Origin of the sequence: Pseudomonas sp. Bc-h, assembly GCF_002080045.1 — a bacterium.
GTDB lineage: Bacteria > Pseudomonadota > Gammaproteobacteria > Pseudomonadales > Pseudomonadaceae > Aquipseudomonas.
This window is the reverse complement of record NZ_MUIN01000017.1, coordinates 172648-189755: the sequence shown is the minus strand read 5'-3', so window position 1 is coordinate 189755 and position 17108 is coordinate 172648. Positions and strand designations below refer to the sequence as shown.

At 60.0% G+C, this 17108-nt stretch carries 14 protein-coding genes; 5 read left to right on the top strand and 9 right to left on the bottom strand.

Annotated features, from left to right (window positions below):
* Nucleotides 1-7: 7 nt before the first annotated feature.
* The 6 genes from BWR59_RS30280 to BWR59_RS30255 form a co-directional block, all read right to left on the bottom strand.
* Nucleotides 8-2245: a glycoside hydrolase family 99-like domain-containing protein gene (locus BWR59_RS30280; protein ID WP_143490984.1), complete on the bottom strand. Its 2238-nt coding sequence runs from the start codon at nt 2243-2245 to the stop codon at nt 8-10.
* A gap of 804 nt (nt 2246-3049) precedes the next feature.
* Nucleotides 3050-4387: a DEAD/DEAH box helicase gene (locus BWR59_RS30275; protein WP_081569334.1), complete on the bottom strand. Its 1338-nt coding sequence runs from the start codon at nt 4385-4387 to the stop codon at nt 3050-3052.
* A gap of 47 nt (nt 4388-4434) precedes the next feature.
* Nucleotides 4435-5334 carry a drug/metabolite exporter YedA gene (gene yedA, locus BWR59_RS30270; RefSeq protein ID WP_081569333.1) on the bottom strand — a complete coding sequence of 300 codons (900 nt, stop codon included), beginning with the start codon at nt 5332-5334 and terminating at the stop codon, nt 4435-4437.
* Nucleotides 5335-5456: 122 nt separating this feature from the next.
* Nucleotides 5457-6071: a 3'-5' exonuclease gene (locus BWR59_RS30265; protein ID WP_081569332.1), complete on the bottom strand. Its 615-nt coding sequence runs from the start codon at nt 6069-6071 to the stop codon at nt 5457-5459.
* A 111-nt stretch (nt 6072-6182) separates the two neighbouring features.
* On the bottom strand, nt 6183-6662 hold the full coding sequence (locus BWR59_RS30260; protein ID WP_081569331.1) for an NYN domain-containing protein: 480 nt from the start codon (nt 6660-6662) through the stop codon (nt 6183-6185).
* Nucleotides 6663-6995: 333 nt separating this feature from the next.
* Nucleotides 6996-7799 (bottom strand): DUF2076 domain-containing protein, encoded by an 804-nt coding sequence (locus BWR59_RS30255; RefSeq protein WP_081569330.1) that lies wholly within the window; start codon nt 7797-7799, stop codon nt 6996-6998.
* A gap of 190 nt (nt 7800-7989) precedes the next feature.
* On the opposite strand from BWR59_RS30255, the gene BWR59_RS30250 reads away from it, so the two are divergent.
* Nucleotides 7990-8649: a YciC family protein gene (locus BWR59_RS30250; protein ID WP_081569329.1), complete on the top strand. Its 660-nt coding sequence runs from the start codon at nt 7990-7992 to the stop codon at nt 8647-8649.
* 9 nt (nt 8650-8658) lie between these two features.
* The gene (locus BWR59_RS30245) at nt 8659-9750 is read left to right on the top strand and encodes an endonuclease/exonuclease/phosphatase family protein (RefSeq protein WP_081569328.1); all 1092 of its coding nucleotides are present in this window, start codon (nt 8659-8661) and stop codon (nt 9748-9750) included.
* A gap of 77 nt (nt 9751-9827) precedes the next feature.
* On the opposite strand, the gene BWR59_RS30240 is transcribed toward BWR59_RS30245, so the two are convergent.
* The 3 genes from BWR59_RS30240 to BWR59_RS30230 all read right to left on the bottom strand — a co-directional run bounded on the left by BWR59_RS30240 (nt 9828) and on the right by BWR59_RS30230 (nt 12860).
* Entirely contained in the window at nt 9828-10337 is a 510-nt protein-coding gene (locus BWR59_RS30240) for a cytochrome P460 family protein (protein ID WP_081569327.1), read from the bottom strand.
* A gap of 24 nt (nt 10338-10361) precedes the next feature.
* The gene (locus BWR59_RS30235; RefSeq protein WP_081569326.1) at nt 10362-11432 is read right to left on the bottom strand and encodes an alpha/beta hydrolase; all 1071 of its coding nucleotides are present in this window, start codon (nt 11430-11432) and stop codon (nt 10362-10364) included.
* A gap of 63 nt (nt 11433-11495) precedes the next feature.
* Nucleotides 11496-12860 carry an epoxide hydrolase family protein gene (locus BWR59_RS30230; RefSeq protein ID WP_081569325.1) on the bottom strand — a complete coding sequence of 455 codons (1365 nt, stop codon included), beginning with the start codon at nt 12858-12860 and terminating at the stop codon, nt 11496-11498.
* Between the two features lie 275 nt (nt 12861-13135).
* Here BWR59_RS30230 and BWR59_RS30225 point away from each other — a divergent pair, with 275 nt between their 5' ends.
* From BWR59_RS30225 to BWR59_RS30215, 3 genes are read left to right on the top strand one after another with little or no spacing between them, the layout of a single operon-like run.
* Nucleotides 13136-15580, top strand: coding sequence for a PAS domain-containing protein (locus tag BWR59_RS30225; RefSeq protein WP_081569324.1), 2445 nt, complete (start codon nt 13136-13138; stop codon nt 15578-15580).
* Entirely contained in the window at nt 15580-15951 is a 372-nt protein-coding gene (locus BWR59_RS30220) for a response regulator (protein WP_081569323.1), read from the top strand. The genes BWR59_RS30225 and BWR59_RS30220 overlap by 1 nt, the downstream gene beginning before the upstream one ends.
* Nucleotides 15952-15983: 32 nt before the next feature.
* Nucleotides 15984-16649, top strand: a complete 666-nt coding sequence (locus tag BWR59_RS30215; RefSeq protein WP_143490983.1) for a response regulator — start codon at nt 15984-15986, stop codon at nt 16647-16649.
* Nucleotides 16650-17108 lie beyond the last annotated feature (459 nt).

Sequence of the window (17108 nt, the reverse complement as noted above, 5' to 3'; positions counted from 1 at the left end):
CAGCCGCTTAATTTTTGTTCAACAGACGCGAAGCGTCCAGCGCGTTGCTAACAGCCTCGAGATAGGTGTGGCCATAGCGACGGTCGGGTTCCAGATAGGCACCTTCGGCCCATTCGTTCCAGGCGTTGATGAACACCAGTCGCTCATCCCCGAAGTTTTGTTCTCGGGTATCGACGATGGATTCCTCCAGCCAAGCCTGGAACGCTCCCGGTGAGGCTTTCTCGAAGCAGAAACCGGCGTGCTGACGACGTGCCGTGTTGTCCCAGCCCGGCATTGCACCTTTGAAGCGCGTGTAGCCAGGCGCAGGTCGGGACGCATATCTCACAGCGATGTCACGGTAGTCCGCTACATGCCCCGCAAACTCGGGATTGATGACCTCGCCACTCGGTGGCTTGATCTCCGCCATCCCCTGCGGAGGGAATTCAACGGCAGCATCACAGCCATACTCCGACGGATGAGTGTTCGCATGAGACAGCTCGAACGACTCGACCATGGCGATATAGATTTCGCCAAGCCCCTGCTCACGGCAGACCTTGCGCCAGCTTGCGGCGGTTTTGGCGAAGTCGGGGAACAGCGTCACTCGATAAATGAGGATCAATGGACGGTCGTCCACCTTGATGTATCGGTCATCCTTGAAGAACCGGATCAGGTCATAAATGACCGCCACGTCGTCCTCTTCGGTATGAGCCTGAGCCATCAGGATCTCTTGCTCTTGACCGTCCCAACGGCGTGTCCAGTTTTCGTTCGCCCAGCAGAGGCAGAACGGAATATCAGGCTTGTCGCTCAGCAGCAGTTGCTCTACCGGACGCTCCAGCAGACGCTTGCCGTCGAACCAGTAGTAATAGAAGCAGAAGCCGTGGATGCCATAGCGCTGTGCAAGCTCTGCCTGAGACTTCAAGACCTCAAGAAGACGCAGGTCATAGTAGCCATGGTCGGCCGGAATGCGTGGCTGGTAGTGACCGACGAAATTGGGACGCGCCTTGCTGACGTTCGTCCACTCGGTAAACCCTTTGCCCCACCAGAGGTCGTTTTCGGGAACGGGATGGAATTGAGGCAGGTAGAACGTAATCAGCCGCGGGTCGAATTTCTTCTCGATTGCGGACGCCCACTTCCTGTTCAAGACGCTGACGTTTTTGGAAATGCATTCCATCTTGAAAGCATTGTCGGTAGCGGCGGTCGTCTTCGACAAGTGATGAATGATCGTCGCATCCGGGTTGTAGTAGATCTCGTAGCCCGCCGCCCTGATGCTCATGCACAGGTCGCTGTCCTCGCAATAGCAAGGCAGGAACTCTTCCGAGAAGCCACCCACTTTCCTCAGCAGTTCGGTAGGAGCGACCAGGCATGCGCCCGAAACATAGTCGACGCGGCGTGTGTAATTGAAACGCGGCTCGTCTGGATGTTCGCCAAAACCGACCATGGTCGAAATGCCGTCGGGCGCCAGTGAAGCGCCTGCTTCTTGCAGGTGGCCGTTCGGATATACGAACTTCGGGCCGACGGCACCGACGTTTTTATAAGTATCGAATGTGGACAGCAGCGCTTGCAGCCAGCCCTCGGTCACCTGTACATCATTGTTCAGGTAAATTGTGTACTTGCCGGTAACTTGGGCCATGGCCCGATTGCAGTTGCGCAGGAACCCAAGATTTTGCTCGCCGCGCACGTACTTGATATTCGGCACCGCTTGAATGAGCGCCTGTGTGTCGTCCGAAGACGCATCATCGGCGACGATCACCTCGATCGCCATATCCTCAGGAAGATGACGCTCGATGGAAGCAAGGCATTCGAGGGTCAGCTTAACGTTATTGAAGACCGGAATGATGATCGAGACCAGCGGAGTCGCGCCAAGCCCGTTGAAGTTCAGCGCTGTGGCAATCTCGGCGAGCTCAGAGGCCTCGAAGTCCAGAACCTCAATCGGCTCAGGTGAGCGGCGGGCTCTTTCTGTCCTCTTCGCATCGGCAATACGGGATCGAATATGGCGATAGTCGTCCCACTCCCACACACCGTTTGCTACCGGGGGCTCAGAAAATACAACAGCCTTGGGAATCATCGAGTCTTCTTCTGACTCTTTATCCCGAAGGAGCTGCTCATGGTAATGCACCCATGCTTTATAGGCATGCAAGTCCTTGAAGACGGGCCCCAGGTAGCGGAAAAGAAAGTTCTTGATCTGCCGGCGGCGGTGGGTAGACAACGGCAGGCCGCGATAAGCCTGATATATCCCGTTCTTCAGACGCTGTTTCAATTGAGGCATAGAAGCATTCCCTTTCTCACAGGCTTGGTCCACCCTTCGTAATCCGGTTTAAATTGAGATAAATATTGTTTTCAGAGGCCAGCAACGCCTTTGCGCTTCCCGTGGTCCCGGTACCGCTTGCAAAGCTGCCGAGAGCAGAGAATTGCTGTCTCTGAACGAAAGCGAGGGGCCAACGATGGCCGTAATGATGTCCCTACGCTGGCGATGAGCGGCGTTAGAGCACATGCCGCCGCAAAAGATTCGACGCTCGTTAAGCAAGTTTTTCGGAAGTGCGGACGAAAGGAGATCCATTAATGAATCACTTCGCCAGTTGTGTGGGCGTGGGGCGTCGGCATCTGATGGACACCGCTGCTTCTACACCAGATAAACAAGCTGGCTTGCAGGCTTAGTTGCATAAGCGGCGGGTGCTGTAATGTCGATGTAACAGTAGAAAAGCTACCGCCTGTCGCGCTTAGCGGACTCAACGCTACGGAACATCGTCGGGGTCGAGCAGCAATCACGAAAAGGTTCTGGGAGCTTGCCTGGAGTGTGTGCAAACGTTTTTACCTGACTATCCCGGCCGCCAACAATACACTCGGCTATCACCCGACGCACAAAGTGTTCGTGAGTGAGCGGATGCGGGCACAAGTGAAACTGCTAGGCAATATTATGTCTTAGTGTGTGCGTAGACGGCGGATTGTCGCACAGTAATTAGGCGTTCGCTACCGGCGCCCCAGCCCGGCAAAGGTTCGAAATTCTAGGGCTGTACGAATGGTCCGACACCCATTCGCCCGCGGTCTCACACACCGTGGCGATGCAATGGGCTTACGGCTTACGCTTCCTCGGCCCGGTATTAAACACCGGCACCTTCCTCACAGGCTTGGCTGCCGGCACATCGGCAGCGACCTCGCCGCTGTCGACCCACTTACCCAGATTGCGCTTGCCGCCCCCACCGCTGACTTTCGGTTTCTTCGGCTTTTTGGGTTTTTTCATAATCTGACCGGTGGCATCGGTGGCCGGGACGCGGTGTTCGGGGATGAAGTCGGGTTCTTCCCGGCGCTGCAGGGTCTGGCGGGTCAGGACTTCGATGGCGCTGAGCAGTTCGACTTCGTCGGCGCAGACCAGCGAGATGGCTTCGCCAGTCTGGCCCGCGCGGCCGGTGCGGCCGATGCGGTGGACGTAATCTTCAGCGACGATTGGCAGGTCGAGGTTGACCACGGTCGGCAGGTCGTCGATGTCCAGGCCCCGGGCGGCGACGTCAGTGGCGACGAGGATTTGCACTTCGCCCGCCTTGAAACGATCGAGCGCGCGCTGGCGAGTGGCTTGGGGTTTGTCGCCGTGAATGCCGTCGGCGTTGATGCTCAGCCCTTGCAAGCGATCCACCAGTTGGTCGACGCCCACGCGGGTCTTGGCGAACACCAGAACCTGGCTCCAGCGCTGTTTTTTCAGCAGGTGAATGAACAGTTCACTCTTGCGCTTCTTGTCCACTGTCACGACCCACTGCTTGACCGTCGACGCAGCGACGTTGCGCGGGCTGACTTCAATGCTCAGCGGGTTGTCGAGCATTTGCCCGGCGAGCGCGCGGATGGAGTCGGAGAAGGTCGCGGAGAACAGCAGGGTCTGGCGGCGTTTCGGCAGTGCGGCGTAGATGTCGCGCAGCTCTTCGGAGAAGCCGAGATCGAGCATGCGGTCGGCTTCGTCGAGAATCAGGGTCTGAACCTGAGAGAACTTAACGGCGTTCTGGCGATACAAATCGAGCAGACGGCCCGGGGTGGCAACCAGTACGTCGACGCCACGGCGCAGTTTCATCATCTGCGGGTTGATGCTGACCCCGCCATAGACCGCATAGGTGGTCAGCGGCAGGTGTTCGGCGTACTGACGAATGGCTTCGTGAACCTGCTCGGCCAGTTCGCGGGTCGGCACCAGCACCAGCGAGCGCACCGAGTTGGCGGCGACTTTCGGGCCTTCCATGGTCAGGCGTTGCAGCAATGGCAGGGCGAAGCCTGCGGTCTTGCCGGTGCCGGTCTGGGCAGCGGCCATCAGGTCGCGGCCTTCCAGCACAGGCGGGATCGCCTTGGCCTGAACGGGGGTTGGCGTCTGGTAGCCGAGCGCTTCGAGGGCGCGCAGCAGAGGTTCGATCAGGCCAAGAGAGGCGAATGTCATGTGAATACCGTTGGAAAAGGGTCGTGCGTTGCGCAATGGCGCGCAGTTTACCCGTTTTGCACCGGTTTCTGCTTGCGCCACTGCGGCAAGCCGATCAGCACCACGGCGCTGATGATCACGGCCATGGCCGCCGCTTCTGCGGGACCGATGTGCTCATCGGCGAATAACACGCCCAACAACACTGCCACTGCCGGATTGACGTAGCAGTAACTCGTGGCGGCCGCTGGCCGTACATTTTTGAGCAGATACATGTAAGAGCTGAAAGCGACGATTGAGCCGAACACCACGAGATAGGCCATGACCGCCCATCCCGAAACGCCAGGGGATTGAGTCATGCGTTCGCCGCTAGCAAAACTGCCGACCAACAGGACAGCACCCGCTACCAACATTTCGCATGCGCTGGCCATCGGCCCGGCGGGTAGCGGCAGATAACGGCTCCAGACCGAGCCGAAGGCCCAGGTGCCAGCCGCGAAGATAACCATCGCAGCGCCAAGGGGGCTGGCTTGCAGGTTGGAACCGAAATTGAGCAGCGCGATGCCGATTAAACCAAGGATGATTCCCGCCCATTCAAGACCTGTGTTGCGATGGCCCCAGATGAGGCCAAACAGCAGCGTGAACAGAGGGACGACGGCGACCGCCAACGCCGCGACGCCAGAGGCCACGCCGGCATGTTCGGCTAACGTGACCCCGCCATTACCACAGGCCAGCAACAGAAAGCCGATCATTGCAGCGGCCTTCCACTGTTGCCAGGTTGGCATGGGCGCGCCGCGAAAACGCATGAAGGCAAAAAGGATCGAGCCGGCGATGGTGAAACGCACGCCGGCCATCATCAGCGGGGGCCAGGTTTCGATGCCGATGCGAATAGCGAGATAGGTTGAGCCCCAGATCACGTAAAGCGCGAAAAAGGCCCCGATGAGCAGCAGGGGAAAACGGCGGGCAGCAGGCATGAAAGGCTCGGATTCGGAAATTTATTATTAGTGTGATTCTAGAAATGTCCGGGGCCGAGATGTCAGTAACAACTGATGTTTATTCGACCCGTACACTTTTCCTGACAGCCTCAATCAGCGTGTCAGATGCCGCGATGTTTGCTGATCGCTTCGGCAATTTTCTTCGCTGGCACCTTTTGCAGCGTGCAGAGCAACTGGTGAGACACCCCGGCGATGCCGTGGGTGTTGCGCAATTCGTGGCTCAGGTGAGCGGTCAGGTTGGCGGCCATCTCGGCGTCGGCCATGGCCCGGTGCGCCTTGCCGGTGTGGGGCAGACCGGCCCAGCTTGTGAGCGTCCCGAGCTTGTGGTTCGGCGCACTGGGCATCAGGCGCCGGGCCAGCAGCATCGAGCAGGCGAAGCTTTGTTCGCGGTTGCGTTTGATGCGGGACAGTTCGTAGTCCCAGAACTTCTGGTCGAACGAAGCATTGTGGGCGACAAGCGGGGTCAGACCGACGAACTCGGCAACTTCATTCATGACCCGTTCGGCGGGAGGTGCTGTGCGCAGCATGCTGTTGCTGATGCCGGTGAGCGATTCGATGAAGGACGGAATGCGCACGCCAGCGTTCATCAGGCTCTGATAGCGCTCGACGATGACGCCCTGCTCCATGATGACCACGGCAATCTCGGTGGCCCGACAGCTGCTGTTGGGGGAGATGCCAGTGGTTTCGAAGTCGATGACGGCGATGCGTTCCTGCATGGGGGTAACCTTTAATGCAACGAATATCTGTAGCAGCACGGCTTGCCGGAGGGACGAACGTGAAGTCGCCACCGCCGACTAGCCGTGCTGCTACAACGTGTAATTGATCTTTCAACTCTTGAGCAACAACCCGCCTTCGATCGGCACATAGCGGCTGGCTGCGCGAATCAGAGAATTGGCTGTCAGCCCTGGCACGCCGTAGGCCACTGCCTCGACGCCGTGTTTGCTGATGATGCGTTCGAGGAGCAGATCGAAGTCGCCGTCGCCGGACGCCAGCACGACTTCATCGACATTTGGCGCGACGTCCATGATATCGATGGTGATGCCCACGTCCCAGTCGCCCTTGGCCGAGCCATCGCTGCGCTGGATGTAGGGCTTGAGTTTGACGGTGAAACCGAGGTTGCGGAGGATCTGCTGGAATTGCTGCTGCTTGCTGTCGCCGCGGTCTATGGCATAAGCATAGGCCTCGACGATTTGCCCGCGCTGACTGATGTCCGCCCACAGGGCGGCATAGTTGAAGTGACAACCATGAGCCTGACGCACGGTGTAATACAGATTCTGTACGTCGGCGAACACCGCGATTCTTCTCACCCGAACTCCTCGATGCGCTGACAAGCGACAAGGGCCCGAACGTCGGACCGGCGCTCAGTATGCCAGTTTGGGGAGGGGATTGAAGCGTTCAGTGCATCAGGGTCGATGGGGGGAATGCTAGTGCGGCATCGCAGTTGATTGTTGCGGGAGGGAGCTTGCTTGTGAATGCGTTGGGTCAGCCATCACAGCAGCGGCTGATCTGACACCTTCGCGAGCAAGCTCCCTCCCACAGATTTTGCGTCAGTCCCTAAGTGTTTGCGTCAGTGCCTAAGCCTTTGCGTTAATCCACGGACGTTGCACTGCTCCAGCGGCAAGTGTTGATTGCCTCAAAAATCAGACGAACGAATCGTCATCATCACCGCCGAACATGCCGCTGTCGTCGCTGCCGTAATCGGTATCGGCAAAACCGCCAGAGTCGTTATTGCCCCAGCCGTCGTTGCTGGTGACGCGTTGCTGATCGTCGCCCCAACCACCGCTGTTGCCACCACCGAAATCACTGTCGCTTGCAGGCTGTGCAGGCTCCTCCTTGATGATCTCGACGATTTCCTGCGGTTGGCTGTTGTGATGGAACAGGCTGGAAATACCTTCCGCCAGCATCACACCGCCCGCCACGCCCGCCGCGGTTTTCAACGCGCCACCCAGGAAGCCGCTGCCAATCGGAGCCGCAGGAGCTTGCTGCTGTGGCTGGGCGTAGTTGCCCTGCGGTGGTGCGTTATAAGGAGGGGGAGTGGCTGGACCGTTGTCACGCCAGCCACCTGCTGAAGGCTGCGGGCTTGATGGGCGGGAGAACGAGGATGCCGGTTGTTGGGCCTGCGGTTCGCGGGAGCCGCCGCCAAAGATGCTCGACAGGAATCCGCCGCCACCTTGTGCTGGCGCCGGCTGCGCCTTGACGCGCTGCAATTCGGCCTGCAACTGTTGAATCTGTTCGTCGCGCTGGCGGCTCTGGGCCTCCAGTTGTTTGATCGCGACCTCCTGAACCAGGATCGCCTGCGCCATGTAATAAGGCGCGGCGGGCTGCCGGGTCAGGTGCTCCTTGATCAGCGCCTCGGCCTGGGCGTCACGGGGGGCCGAATCGGTTTCTGCCTGCTTGAGTTTGCCAAACAGGCCATCGATCAGGGTTTGCTCTTCGCTGTTCATGGCGACCTCGTTAGATTGCCGTAGGAATTCTGTGGCTGACCTGAGTGTCAGACACAAACAGTAATGGGGCGTTTCAAGGGCGTTTCAATAGGATGTAGAAAAAGTTAAGAACCCTCTGCGCCGCACAAGGTTGGCCCAGCACACCGGCTCTACGTTAAAGTGTCGGCCTGCTTTTTCCTGTGATCCGTTCATGAATCCGCTGACTATCATTCAAGACTCGCTGTACTTTTTCCGGCGTAACTTCGCCAGCATTCTCACGCTGTGCCTGCCGCTGGTGATCCTCGAGGCCCTGACCAAACAGCTGCTCGGCAGTTCGGCACCCGATAGCTCGGCGAGTTGGCAGTTGCTGATCGGCCTGCTGTTCTACCCCTTGTACACCGGCGCGCTGATTCTGTTCCTCGACGCCAAGACTCGAGGCGAGGAGCCCTCCAAGCGCAACCTGCTCGCGGCCACGTTGCGCATGTGGCCCACTTTCGCTGTGCTGACCGCCCTGAGCACGCTGCTGATCATGGCCGGTTTGTCGCTGTTCATCGTTCCCGGCGTATGGGTGATGATCAAACTGGTGTTCTCCGAGTACTTGCTGGTGCTGCGCGGCCTTGGGCCACTGGATGCGATGCGCGAGAGCTTCAAGATGACGCGCGGGCATATCGTGCGGATTCTGGTCTGCGTGCTGTTCGTCTATATCCCGCTGTCGGTGCTCGAAGGCCTGAGTTTCTATGTCCTGCCCGACCAGCAAAGCCCGTTGCTGTCGCTGATCGTCGACAGCGTTTCCAGCTTCCTGCAATTGTTCATCAGCGTGGTGATGTTCCGCCTGTTCATGCTGATCGACGAGCCCGCGCAGCCGGCCTGAGGTAACTCGATGCCCCGCCTGCTGCGTTATGTCATCGCCCTTGCGCTGCTGCTCGCGCTGATCGGCGGCCTGATCTACAACGTGACCTGGCACCCGGCACGACACGAGCGCATGGCGGTCAGTTGTAACGCCAGAGATGCAGCGCCGCCGCTCTTGATGCCTGGCCAGGCGCTGAAGGTCATGACCTGGAACATTCAATATCTGGCCGGCAAGCGCTACGTGTTCTGGTACGACATGCCCGATGGCAGCGGCCCGGACGAACGCCCCACTGCCGATGACATCGCCTACAACCTCGACGAAGTCGCGCGGGTCATCCGTGATGAACAGCCAGACATCGTGCTGCTGCAGGAAGTGAATGACGGCGCCAAGAACACCGATTACACCAATCAACTGGCACTGCTCCAGGAGCGGGTCACGGACCTGTATCCGTGCAGCACCGAGGCGTTCTACTGGAAGTCCGACTTCGTCCCCGACCGGCATATCTACGGCAGCGTCGGCATGAAGCTGGCAACGTTGAGCCGCTATCAAATGGACAAGGCCGAACGCCTGCAACTGCCCTCCCCCAACGGCAATCTCATCGGCCGCCAGTTCGAGCCCAAGCGCGCGTTGCTGGTGAGTGACCTGCCGCTGCGCGATGGCGGGCATCTGGCCGTTGTAAACACGCATCTGGGCGACTTCAAACCCGGTGATGACACCTTGCAGCGCCAGGTGGCCGCGACCACCCAGTTGCTCGACACATTCGAACAGGCAGGAACGCTGTGGATCAGCGGCGGCGACTTCAATCTGCTGCCCCAGGGCCAATACCAGCGCCTGCCCGCCGAACAGCGCGAGCAATATGCCCCTGAAAGCGAACTGCACGCGCTGTGGGACAAATACCCGATGATCCCCAGCAACGACGACGCCAACGGTGAGGATCGTCGCAAGTGGTACACCCGCTTCCCCAACGACCCACGGCTCAGCGGACCGGACCGGACGCTGGACTACCTGTTTTACAGCCCGAAACTCAAGCGCGTCGATGCGCAGGTCCGTCAGGCAGACACCTTGCTGATTTCCGATCACCTACCGGTTATCGGGCGCTTTTTATTGCCAGCCGCTCAGTGAACCGGCCATGAACAAGCGGGCAGTAAACGCCAAAGCGGCGGCGAATCTTTTCAGTGATGGCTCCTTGAGGGGTTGGGTTACGGTGCCCACCGGGTGAAGACAAAGTCGTGGTTTTTCACGCGGGCCTGGTGACAGGCGAAACAGGTTTGGTGCTGGGCTTCATCGACCGCCTTGCCGTTGATGAAGCGCCCAAATCCCCAACCGCCGGTCGAGGCGTACTTTTGCGAGTCCTTGACCATGACCTGGACAGTGGTCGCCGCGCCGGGAATCGAAGCCGGTTCGAACTCAGGCGACTGAACGTGCTTCCACGCCAGCTTCACCAACACCGTGCCGTCGGGAAACGGCAGCGTCGACTCCTGATACGCCTTGATCGCCAGATCGTTGCCCACCACGGCGCGAAGCTCGTTCAGCGGTTCAGCTTCCTGGGCGGGGGCAATCAGCACCCACCGTCGATAGCCATCGGGAATCTTCACGCCGTAGATCGGGGACGAGTCACCACCCCCGGAATCGCCCAGGGCGACTCCGGTGGCAGCCAGCGCCGCAACGCCGACCACAGCGGACAATCCCGCCAGTTGCCTGAGGTTCATCGCAGCATTCCTCTCAAGCCAGCATCAAAGGTGATCCGCATCGACAATCGCCTGAGCGAAGGCCTGCGGGGCTTCTTGCGGCAGGTTGTGGCCGACGCCGCCGCTGATCAGGCGATATTCGTATTTGCCGGTAAAGCGCTTGGCGTAGGCCTCGGCGGGTGGATGCGGCGCGCCATTGGCGTCGCCTTCCATGGTGATGGTCGGCACGCCGATGGAGGGGGACGCCGCCAGTTTTTTCTCGATGGCGTCATATTTTGCTTCGCCCTTGATCAGCCCCAGACGCCAGCGATAGTTGAAGATCGAAACCGCCACATGATCGGGGTTCTGCAGTGCTGCTGCGCTGCGATCATAGGTCGCGTCGTCGAAGTCCCATTTGGGCGAGGCCAGCTTCCAGATCAGCTTGGCGAAGTCGTGGGTGTTCTTCTCGTAACCCAGCCGTCCGCGCTCGGTCGCAAAATAAAACTGGTACCACCACTGCAACTCGGCCGCTGGCGGTAACGGGGCCTTGCCTGCCTCCTGGCTGCCGATCAGATAACCGCTCACCGCCACCAGCGCTTTCACCCGCTCCGGCCACAGCGCCGCAACGATATCCACGGTTCGGGCGCCCCAGTCATAACCGCCAAGCACGGCCTTCTTGATCTTCAGCGCATCCATGAAGTCCACCAGATCGGTGGCGAGCGCAGCAGGCTGGCCGTTGCGGATCGTCTTCGCAGACAGGAATTTCGTGTCGCCGTAACCACGCTCGTAAGGGATCAGGACCCGGTAGCCCTTGGCCGCAAGCGCCGGTGCCACATCGACGTAGCTATGAATATCGTACGGCCAGCCGTGCATCAGGATGACGACAGGGCCATCGGCCGGGCCGACTTCGGCGTAAGCCACGTCGAGCAGCGGGGTCTTGACGTGCTTGAGCGCGCCGAACGAGGTGTTCGTACCCGGCGTGATCGGACCGATCGCGGTCGCCGGTGTGTCTGCCGCACTGGCAGACGAGGCGGCCCCGAAAGCACCGAACTGCAACAGGGCCATCGCCAGAATCGACGGGACAAGCAGACGCCGGCGACGCGGCGCAGAGCGTTGATTCAACAAGGTAATCTTCATGGTGAGTCTCCGTTTGGAACGGCGAGCCGCCGTTCCGGGTGTTGAAGTCGGTCAATCGACGACTTACTGGCCGGTCTTCGCGTCTGTGGTGTTTGCTGTGGCATTCGCCGATCCGCGCAGAGGCCTGAAGGCGCTGCGCAGTTCTTCGCTGAACAGTTGCGGCTGTTCCCAGGCGGCGAAGTGGCCGCCCTTGTTGACTTCGCTGTAGTAGGAGAGCGACGGGTAGGCGCGCTGGGCCCAGGTCTTCGGCGCTTGATAGATCTCGTGCGGGAACACGGTGATCGCCACCGGAACCTTGATATCGGTGGTCTTCTGCGCGGTCGCGCTGAAGTTATTGTTGTTGTTTTCCCAGTAGAAGCGCGACGACGACGCCCCGCTATTGGTCAGCCAGTACAGGCTGATGTCGTCGAGCATTTCGTCGCGGCTGAGCACACGCTCCGGGTGGCCGTCGCTGTCAGTCCACGCGGCGAATTTCTCGTACATCCAGGCTGCGGTGCCCGAGGGAGAGTCCGCCAGCAGATAGCCGATGGTTTGCGGGCGGGTCACCATCATCGCGCCATAAGCGGCGTTGCGGCCGAAGAAGGTGCTCAGCGAGTTGAACGCCTTGCGTTCGTGGTCCGTCAGCCCTTGCGGAGCGGGATCGCCACCGAAGATCGGCTTGACCAGTTCTGGCGGGACAGTCGCCGGCATGTTCAGGTGAATGCCCAACAGACCTGGTGGCCCCAGACGCCCCAGAGCATCGGAAATCACCGACCCGTGATCGCCCCCCTGGGAAACGTAATGGCTGTAGCCCAGGCGCTTCATCAGCACATCCCAAGCCTTGGCCACTCGATCCGGGCCCCAACCCAGTTCGGTCGGTTTGCCGGAAAAACCGTGCCCCGGAATCGACGGAATCACCACGTCGAACGAGTCTTCCACCTTGCCGCCATAGGCCACCGGATCGGTCAGCGGGCCGATGGTCTTGAGAAACTCGAACTGCGAGCCGGGCCAGCCATGGGTCAGGATCAGCGGCATGGCATTGGGATTGCGCGAGCGCACGTGGATGAACTGGATGTCGACGCCGTCGATGGTGGTGATGAACTCCGGCAGCGCGTTGAGTTTCGCCTCGGCCTTGCGCCAGTCATATCCGTTGCCCCAGTACTTCACCAACGCCTGAACCTGCGCCAGCTGCACGCCTTGAGACGCGTCACTGACCGTCTCCTTGTCCGGCCAACGAGTGGCAGCGATGCGTTTGTGCAAATCGGTCAGTTGCGCTTCGGGGACATGAATCTTGAAGGGGCGAATGGCATCGGACGCGGCCGTAGCAGTGGCCGCCGATGCGGTCGAGACGTGGCCAGCGCAGGCAAGCAGTATGAGCCCCATCGAGCTGGCCATGGCGGAAGAGGCAAGAAAGCGGCGCCAGGTTGAAGCGCGCGAAGTGGCAAGCATCATCAATCTCCTTTTGGTCGGTGGCCGCCATGCGCTGCGGCCAGCATGAGGCTGATGACACCACCGCCAACGCCTGTGGACGATTGCACCAAGGTGTCGGTGCATACCTATGTATAGGGTCCCGATGGTTGTGGCCGACGTCGGATCGATGCGCACAGAAAAGCCATTTTCGGGACACGAGTGCCTTATTTACCGGGTGCGACACCAAAGTATGATGGGCGCCAACCACCCTCGGGCGCATCCTCGCAACAAGCGATCGGAACAATAGGACAGGTATGGATAACGAACTCGACCGCGTCGATGCCGACTCGCTCATCGACAGCATTCCGGCCATGGTCGCGTTCATGGCGCCGGACGGCACGCTGGAACGGGTGAACCGCCAGATTCTGGATTATCTGGGCGCACCGCTCGACGAACTGAAAGACTGGGCCGCCACCGACGCCGTGCACCCGGAAGACCTGCCCTCGGTGATCGCTGTCTGGATGCACTCGGTCGAAACCGGCGAGCCCTACGAAATCGAGCACCGCATTCGTCGCGCAGACGGCGTCTATCACTGGTTTCACGTACGCGGCCTGCCCATCAGGGACGTCGAGGGTCGCATCCTGCGCTGGTGCGTGCTGCAGGTCGATATTGACGAGAGACGGCGCGACAAGACCACGATCGCCCAGGCATTGGCCGACGTCAGCGCCTCCGAAGACCGCCTGCGCGACATCATTAACGCTGTCCCGGGTTTCGTCTGGAGTGCAGGAACCGACGGCGGCGTGATCTTCATCAACCAGCGCTGGTGCGATTACACCGGCGTTTCCCTGAACGATGCGCGCGGCATAGGCTGGACCACCTCCCTGCATCCGGACGATGCAGGAGGTTTGGCGACCTATTGGTATGCGCTGCTGGCGTCGGGCGAATCGGGAGAATACGAAGCCCGCATCCGACGCTTCGACGGCGTCTATCGCTGGTTCATGATCAGGGCAGTCCCGCAACATGACGAGTCTGGGCAGATAGTGGGTTGGTACGGCGAGAACACCGACATTGAAGACCGCAAGCGCGCAGAAATGCTGCTGGCCGGAGAAAAGCACTTGCTGGGCATGATGGCGGGCGGGTCAGCCCTTTCGCTGACTCTGGAAGCACTCTGCGAACTGGTGGAAGCGACTTTTGACGGTGCCTTGTGCAGTGTCGTGCTGGTCGAACTCAAGCGCCCTTATCCGGCACTTGAAGCGGTGCCGCGCATGCAACCCGGCGCTGCGCCCAATCTTCCAGCGGACTTGATGCCAGGCGCCGACGGCCGGCCGGTGGACGCCATGTGCTGCCCGCTTGCAGCCGCAGCGCTCAGCAATGAGCAGGTAATCTCGACCGATCTCGCCGAGGAAACTCGTTGGGCGGGCTGGGTCTGCTCTGCGTTATCCCATGGGTTGCGGGCGAACTGGTCGACGCCGATCACCTCCATCAATGACAGCGTGACCGGCATCCTGTCGATCCTCTACCGCGAGCCAAACGAACCATCGGCGACACAGCAAAACCTCATCGCGCAATTTACTCACCTGGCCAGTATCGCCATCGACCGGGCACGCAACGAGGCCGCGCTCAAGCAAAGCCAGGCATTCATGAACAAGGCCCAACGTCTCAGTTCAACGGGCACTTTTTCCTGGCGCGTCGAGACCGACGAAATCACCTGGTCTGAGGAGATCTATCGGATTCTCGACCTGGACCCCGGCGTGACACCGACTTTCGAACTGATCTATACGCGCATCCATCCCGACGACACCTTGCTCCTTGAGGAGATGTTCAGACGTCAGCGCGAAACGGCCGGTGATTTCGAGCACGAGCATCGCCTGTTGTTGCCCGACGGCACAGTGAAGCACGTGCATCTGGTCGCCCATGCGATTACCGACAAAGACGGCGGGCTGGAATATATCGCCGCGTTGCAGGACGTGACTCAGCGGCGCCTGTCGGAAGAAGCACTGGGCAAGGTCCGCTCGGAGCTGACCCATCTGGCTCGGGTCGCGAGCCTGGGCGCGCTGACCGCGTCGATCGCCCATGAGGTCAATCAGCCATTGGCGGGCATCATTACCAACGCCAGCACCTGCCTGCGCATGCTTGGCGCCGACCCGCCGAATGTTGCCGGAGCACTGGAGACCGCGCGCCGCACCATTCGCGACGGTAATCGCGCGTCCGATGTGATCAACCGGCTGCGCGCGCTGTTTTCGAAAAAAAGCATCACGATAGAAAACGTCGACATCAACGCCGCCGCCAGAGAAGTCATCGCCATGTTGCTGGGGGAGCTGCAGCGCAACGGCGTCATGCTGCACCCCGATTTCGCCGAGCACCTGCCGCAGATCAGGGGTGATCGCGTGCAACTGCAACAGGTGATCCTCAATTTGATCCTCAATGCCATCGAGACGATGAACAAAATCACCAGCCGCTCGCGGCACATGCGCATTGTCACCGGGCTGGACGAAAGCCAGTGCGTGTATCTGGAGGTGAAGGACAACGGCACCGGCTTTGACCCTCAGGATGCCGAGCGCTTGTTCAATGCCTTCTACACCACCAAAAGCTCGGGGATGGGCATTGGGCTTTCCGTGAGCCGTTCGATCATCGAAAAACACCAAGGCAGGCTTTGGGCGACAGTCAACGACACCGGCCCGGGGGCGATCTTTCGTTTCGCCATTCCCCCACTGGCTGAAATTGACGCAGTCACCGGCAACGCCCAGGAGGGTCGCTGATGGACGCCCCCCTGCTGATTTCAGTGGTCGATGACGATGAATCCGTGCGCGAGTCGCTGCCGGATCTGCTCCGAGAATTCGGCTTTGCGGTTCAGGCGTTCTCCTCCGGGCAGGATTTTCTGTGGTCGGGCTTCATCGAGCAGACCCGCTGCCTGATTCTGGACATCGCCATGCCGGGCATGTCCGGGCCGGATCTGCAAAAAGAACTTACACTTCGGGGTCACGATATCCCGATCATCTTCATCACCGCCCACGGCGATCCCGCGGAGCGACCCAGGCTGATGAGCCAGGGTGCCGTGGAGTGTCTGATGAAACCCTTCAGCGAAGCGGCGTTGCTCAAGGCATTGAGCGCCGCACTGCCTGTGAGTTGAACGTTGGATCGAATCAGTGTGGAGGTGCCAGAGTGGACCTGAATAATGCCTTGGCCGTAGCGCCGAAACCGGCAGCGACAACCGATGCCACACCTGTGGTGTTTGTTGTCGATGACGACGTTTCGGTGCGCGAATCGCTGGAGCTGCTGATCAGCTTCGCCCAGTGGCGCCCGCAACTTTTCGACTCGGCTCAAGCCTTTCTTGAGCACCCCCGGTCGCAAGTTCCCTGTTGCCTGGTGCTCGACATCAACCTGCCCGACCTCAACGGGCTTGACCTGCAGAGTGCAATCGCCGGCGAGCGTCCGGACATGCCGATTATTTTCATCACTGGCTACGGTGACGTGCCACTCACTGTGCGCGCGATGAAAGCCGGCGCGGTGGAGTTTCTGACCAAGCCGTTCGATGATGAAGTCCTGCTCCAGGCCATCGCCGACGCCCTCGACCACAGCCGCGCCGCGCTGAACCGCGAAGACGGCCTGCGCTCACTGCGCAACGCCTACGCCACCCTCACCCCACGCGAGCAGGAAGTCTTGGCAATGGTCGTTGCCGGCCGGCTGAACAAAGTCATCGCCTCGGACCTTGGCATCAGTGAAATCACCGTCAAGGCACACCGCGGCAAAGTCATGCGCAAGATGAAAGCCCGCTCCCTGGCTGACCTGGTGAAAATGGCTGGGCTGTTGTCATTGGCTGTGAGGTAGCTCACCAAGGCCAAGCCGTACGAAAATCCAGCCATCAACCCGGTCTACCGTAGAGGGATTTCAAGTTACTTCTGCCGCATCGCCAATCCCGAGCCATCCGGAAATCTCGCGATCAACCCGGTCTACCGTGGGAGGGAGCTTGCTCGCGAAGGCTGATTGACAGGCCCCATATCCCCTTTGGATGTACCAATGTCTTCGCGAGCAAGCTCCCTCCCACGATGAACCGTGTGGGCTGGCAAACTGTCGATCGGCATGAAATCGGCCGCTTGTAGGGCACACCCCAGAAGCCTCGCCACCACCAACCCCGTGGGAGGCATTTCACTCTACTTCTGCCCCATCGCCAGATCCTGAGCCATCCGAAAACCCTGCGATCAACCCGGTCTACCGTGGGAGGGAGCTTGCTCGCGAAGGCTGATTGGCAGGCCCCATAACCCCTTTGGATGTACCAATGTCTTCGCG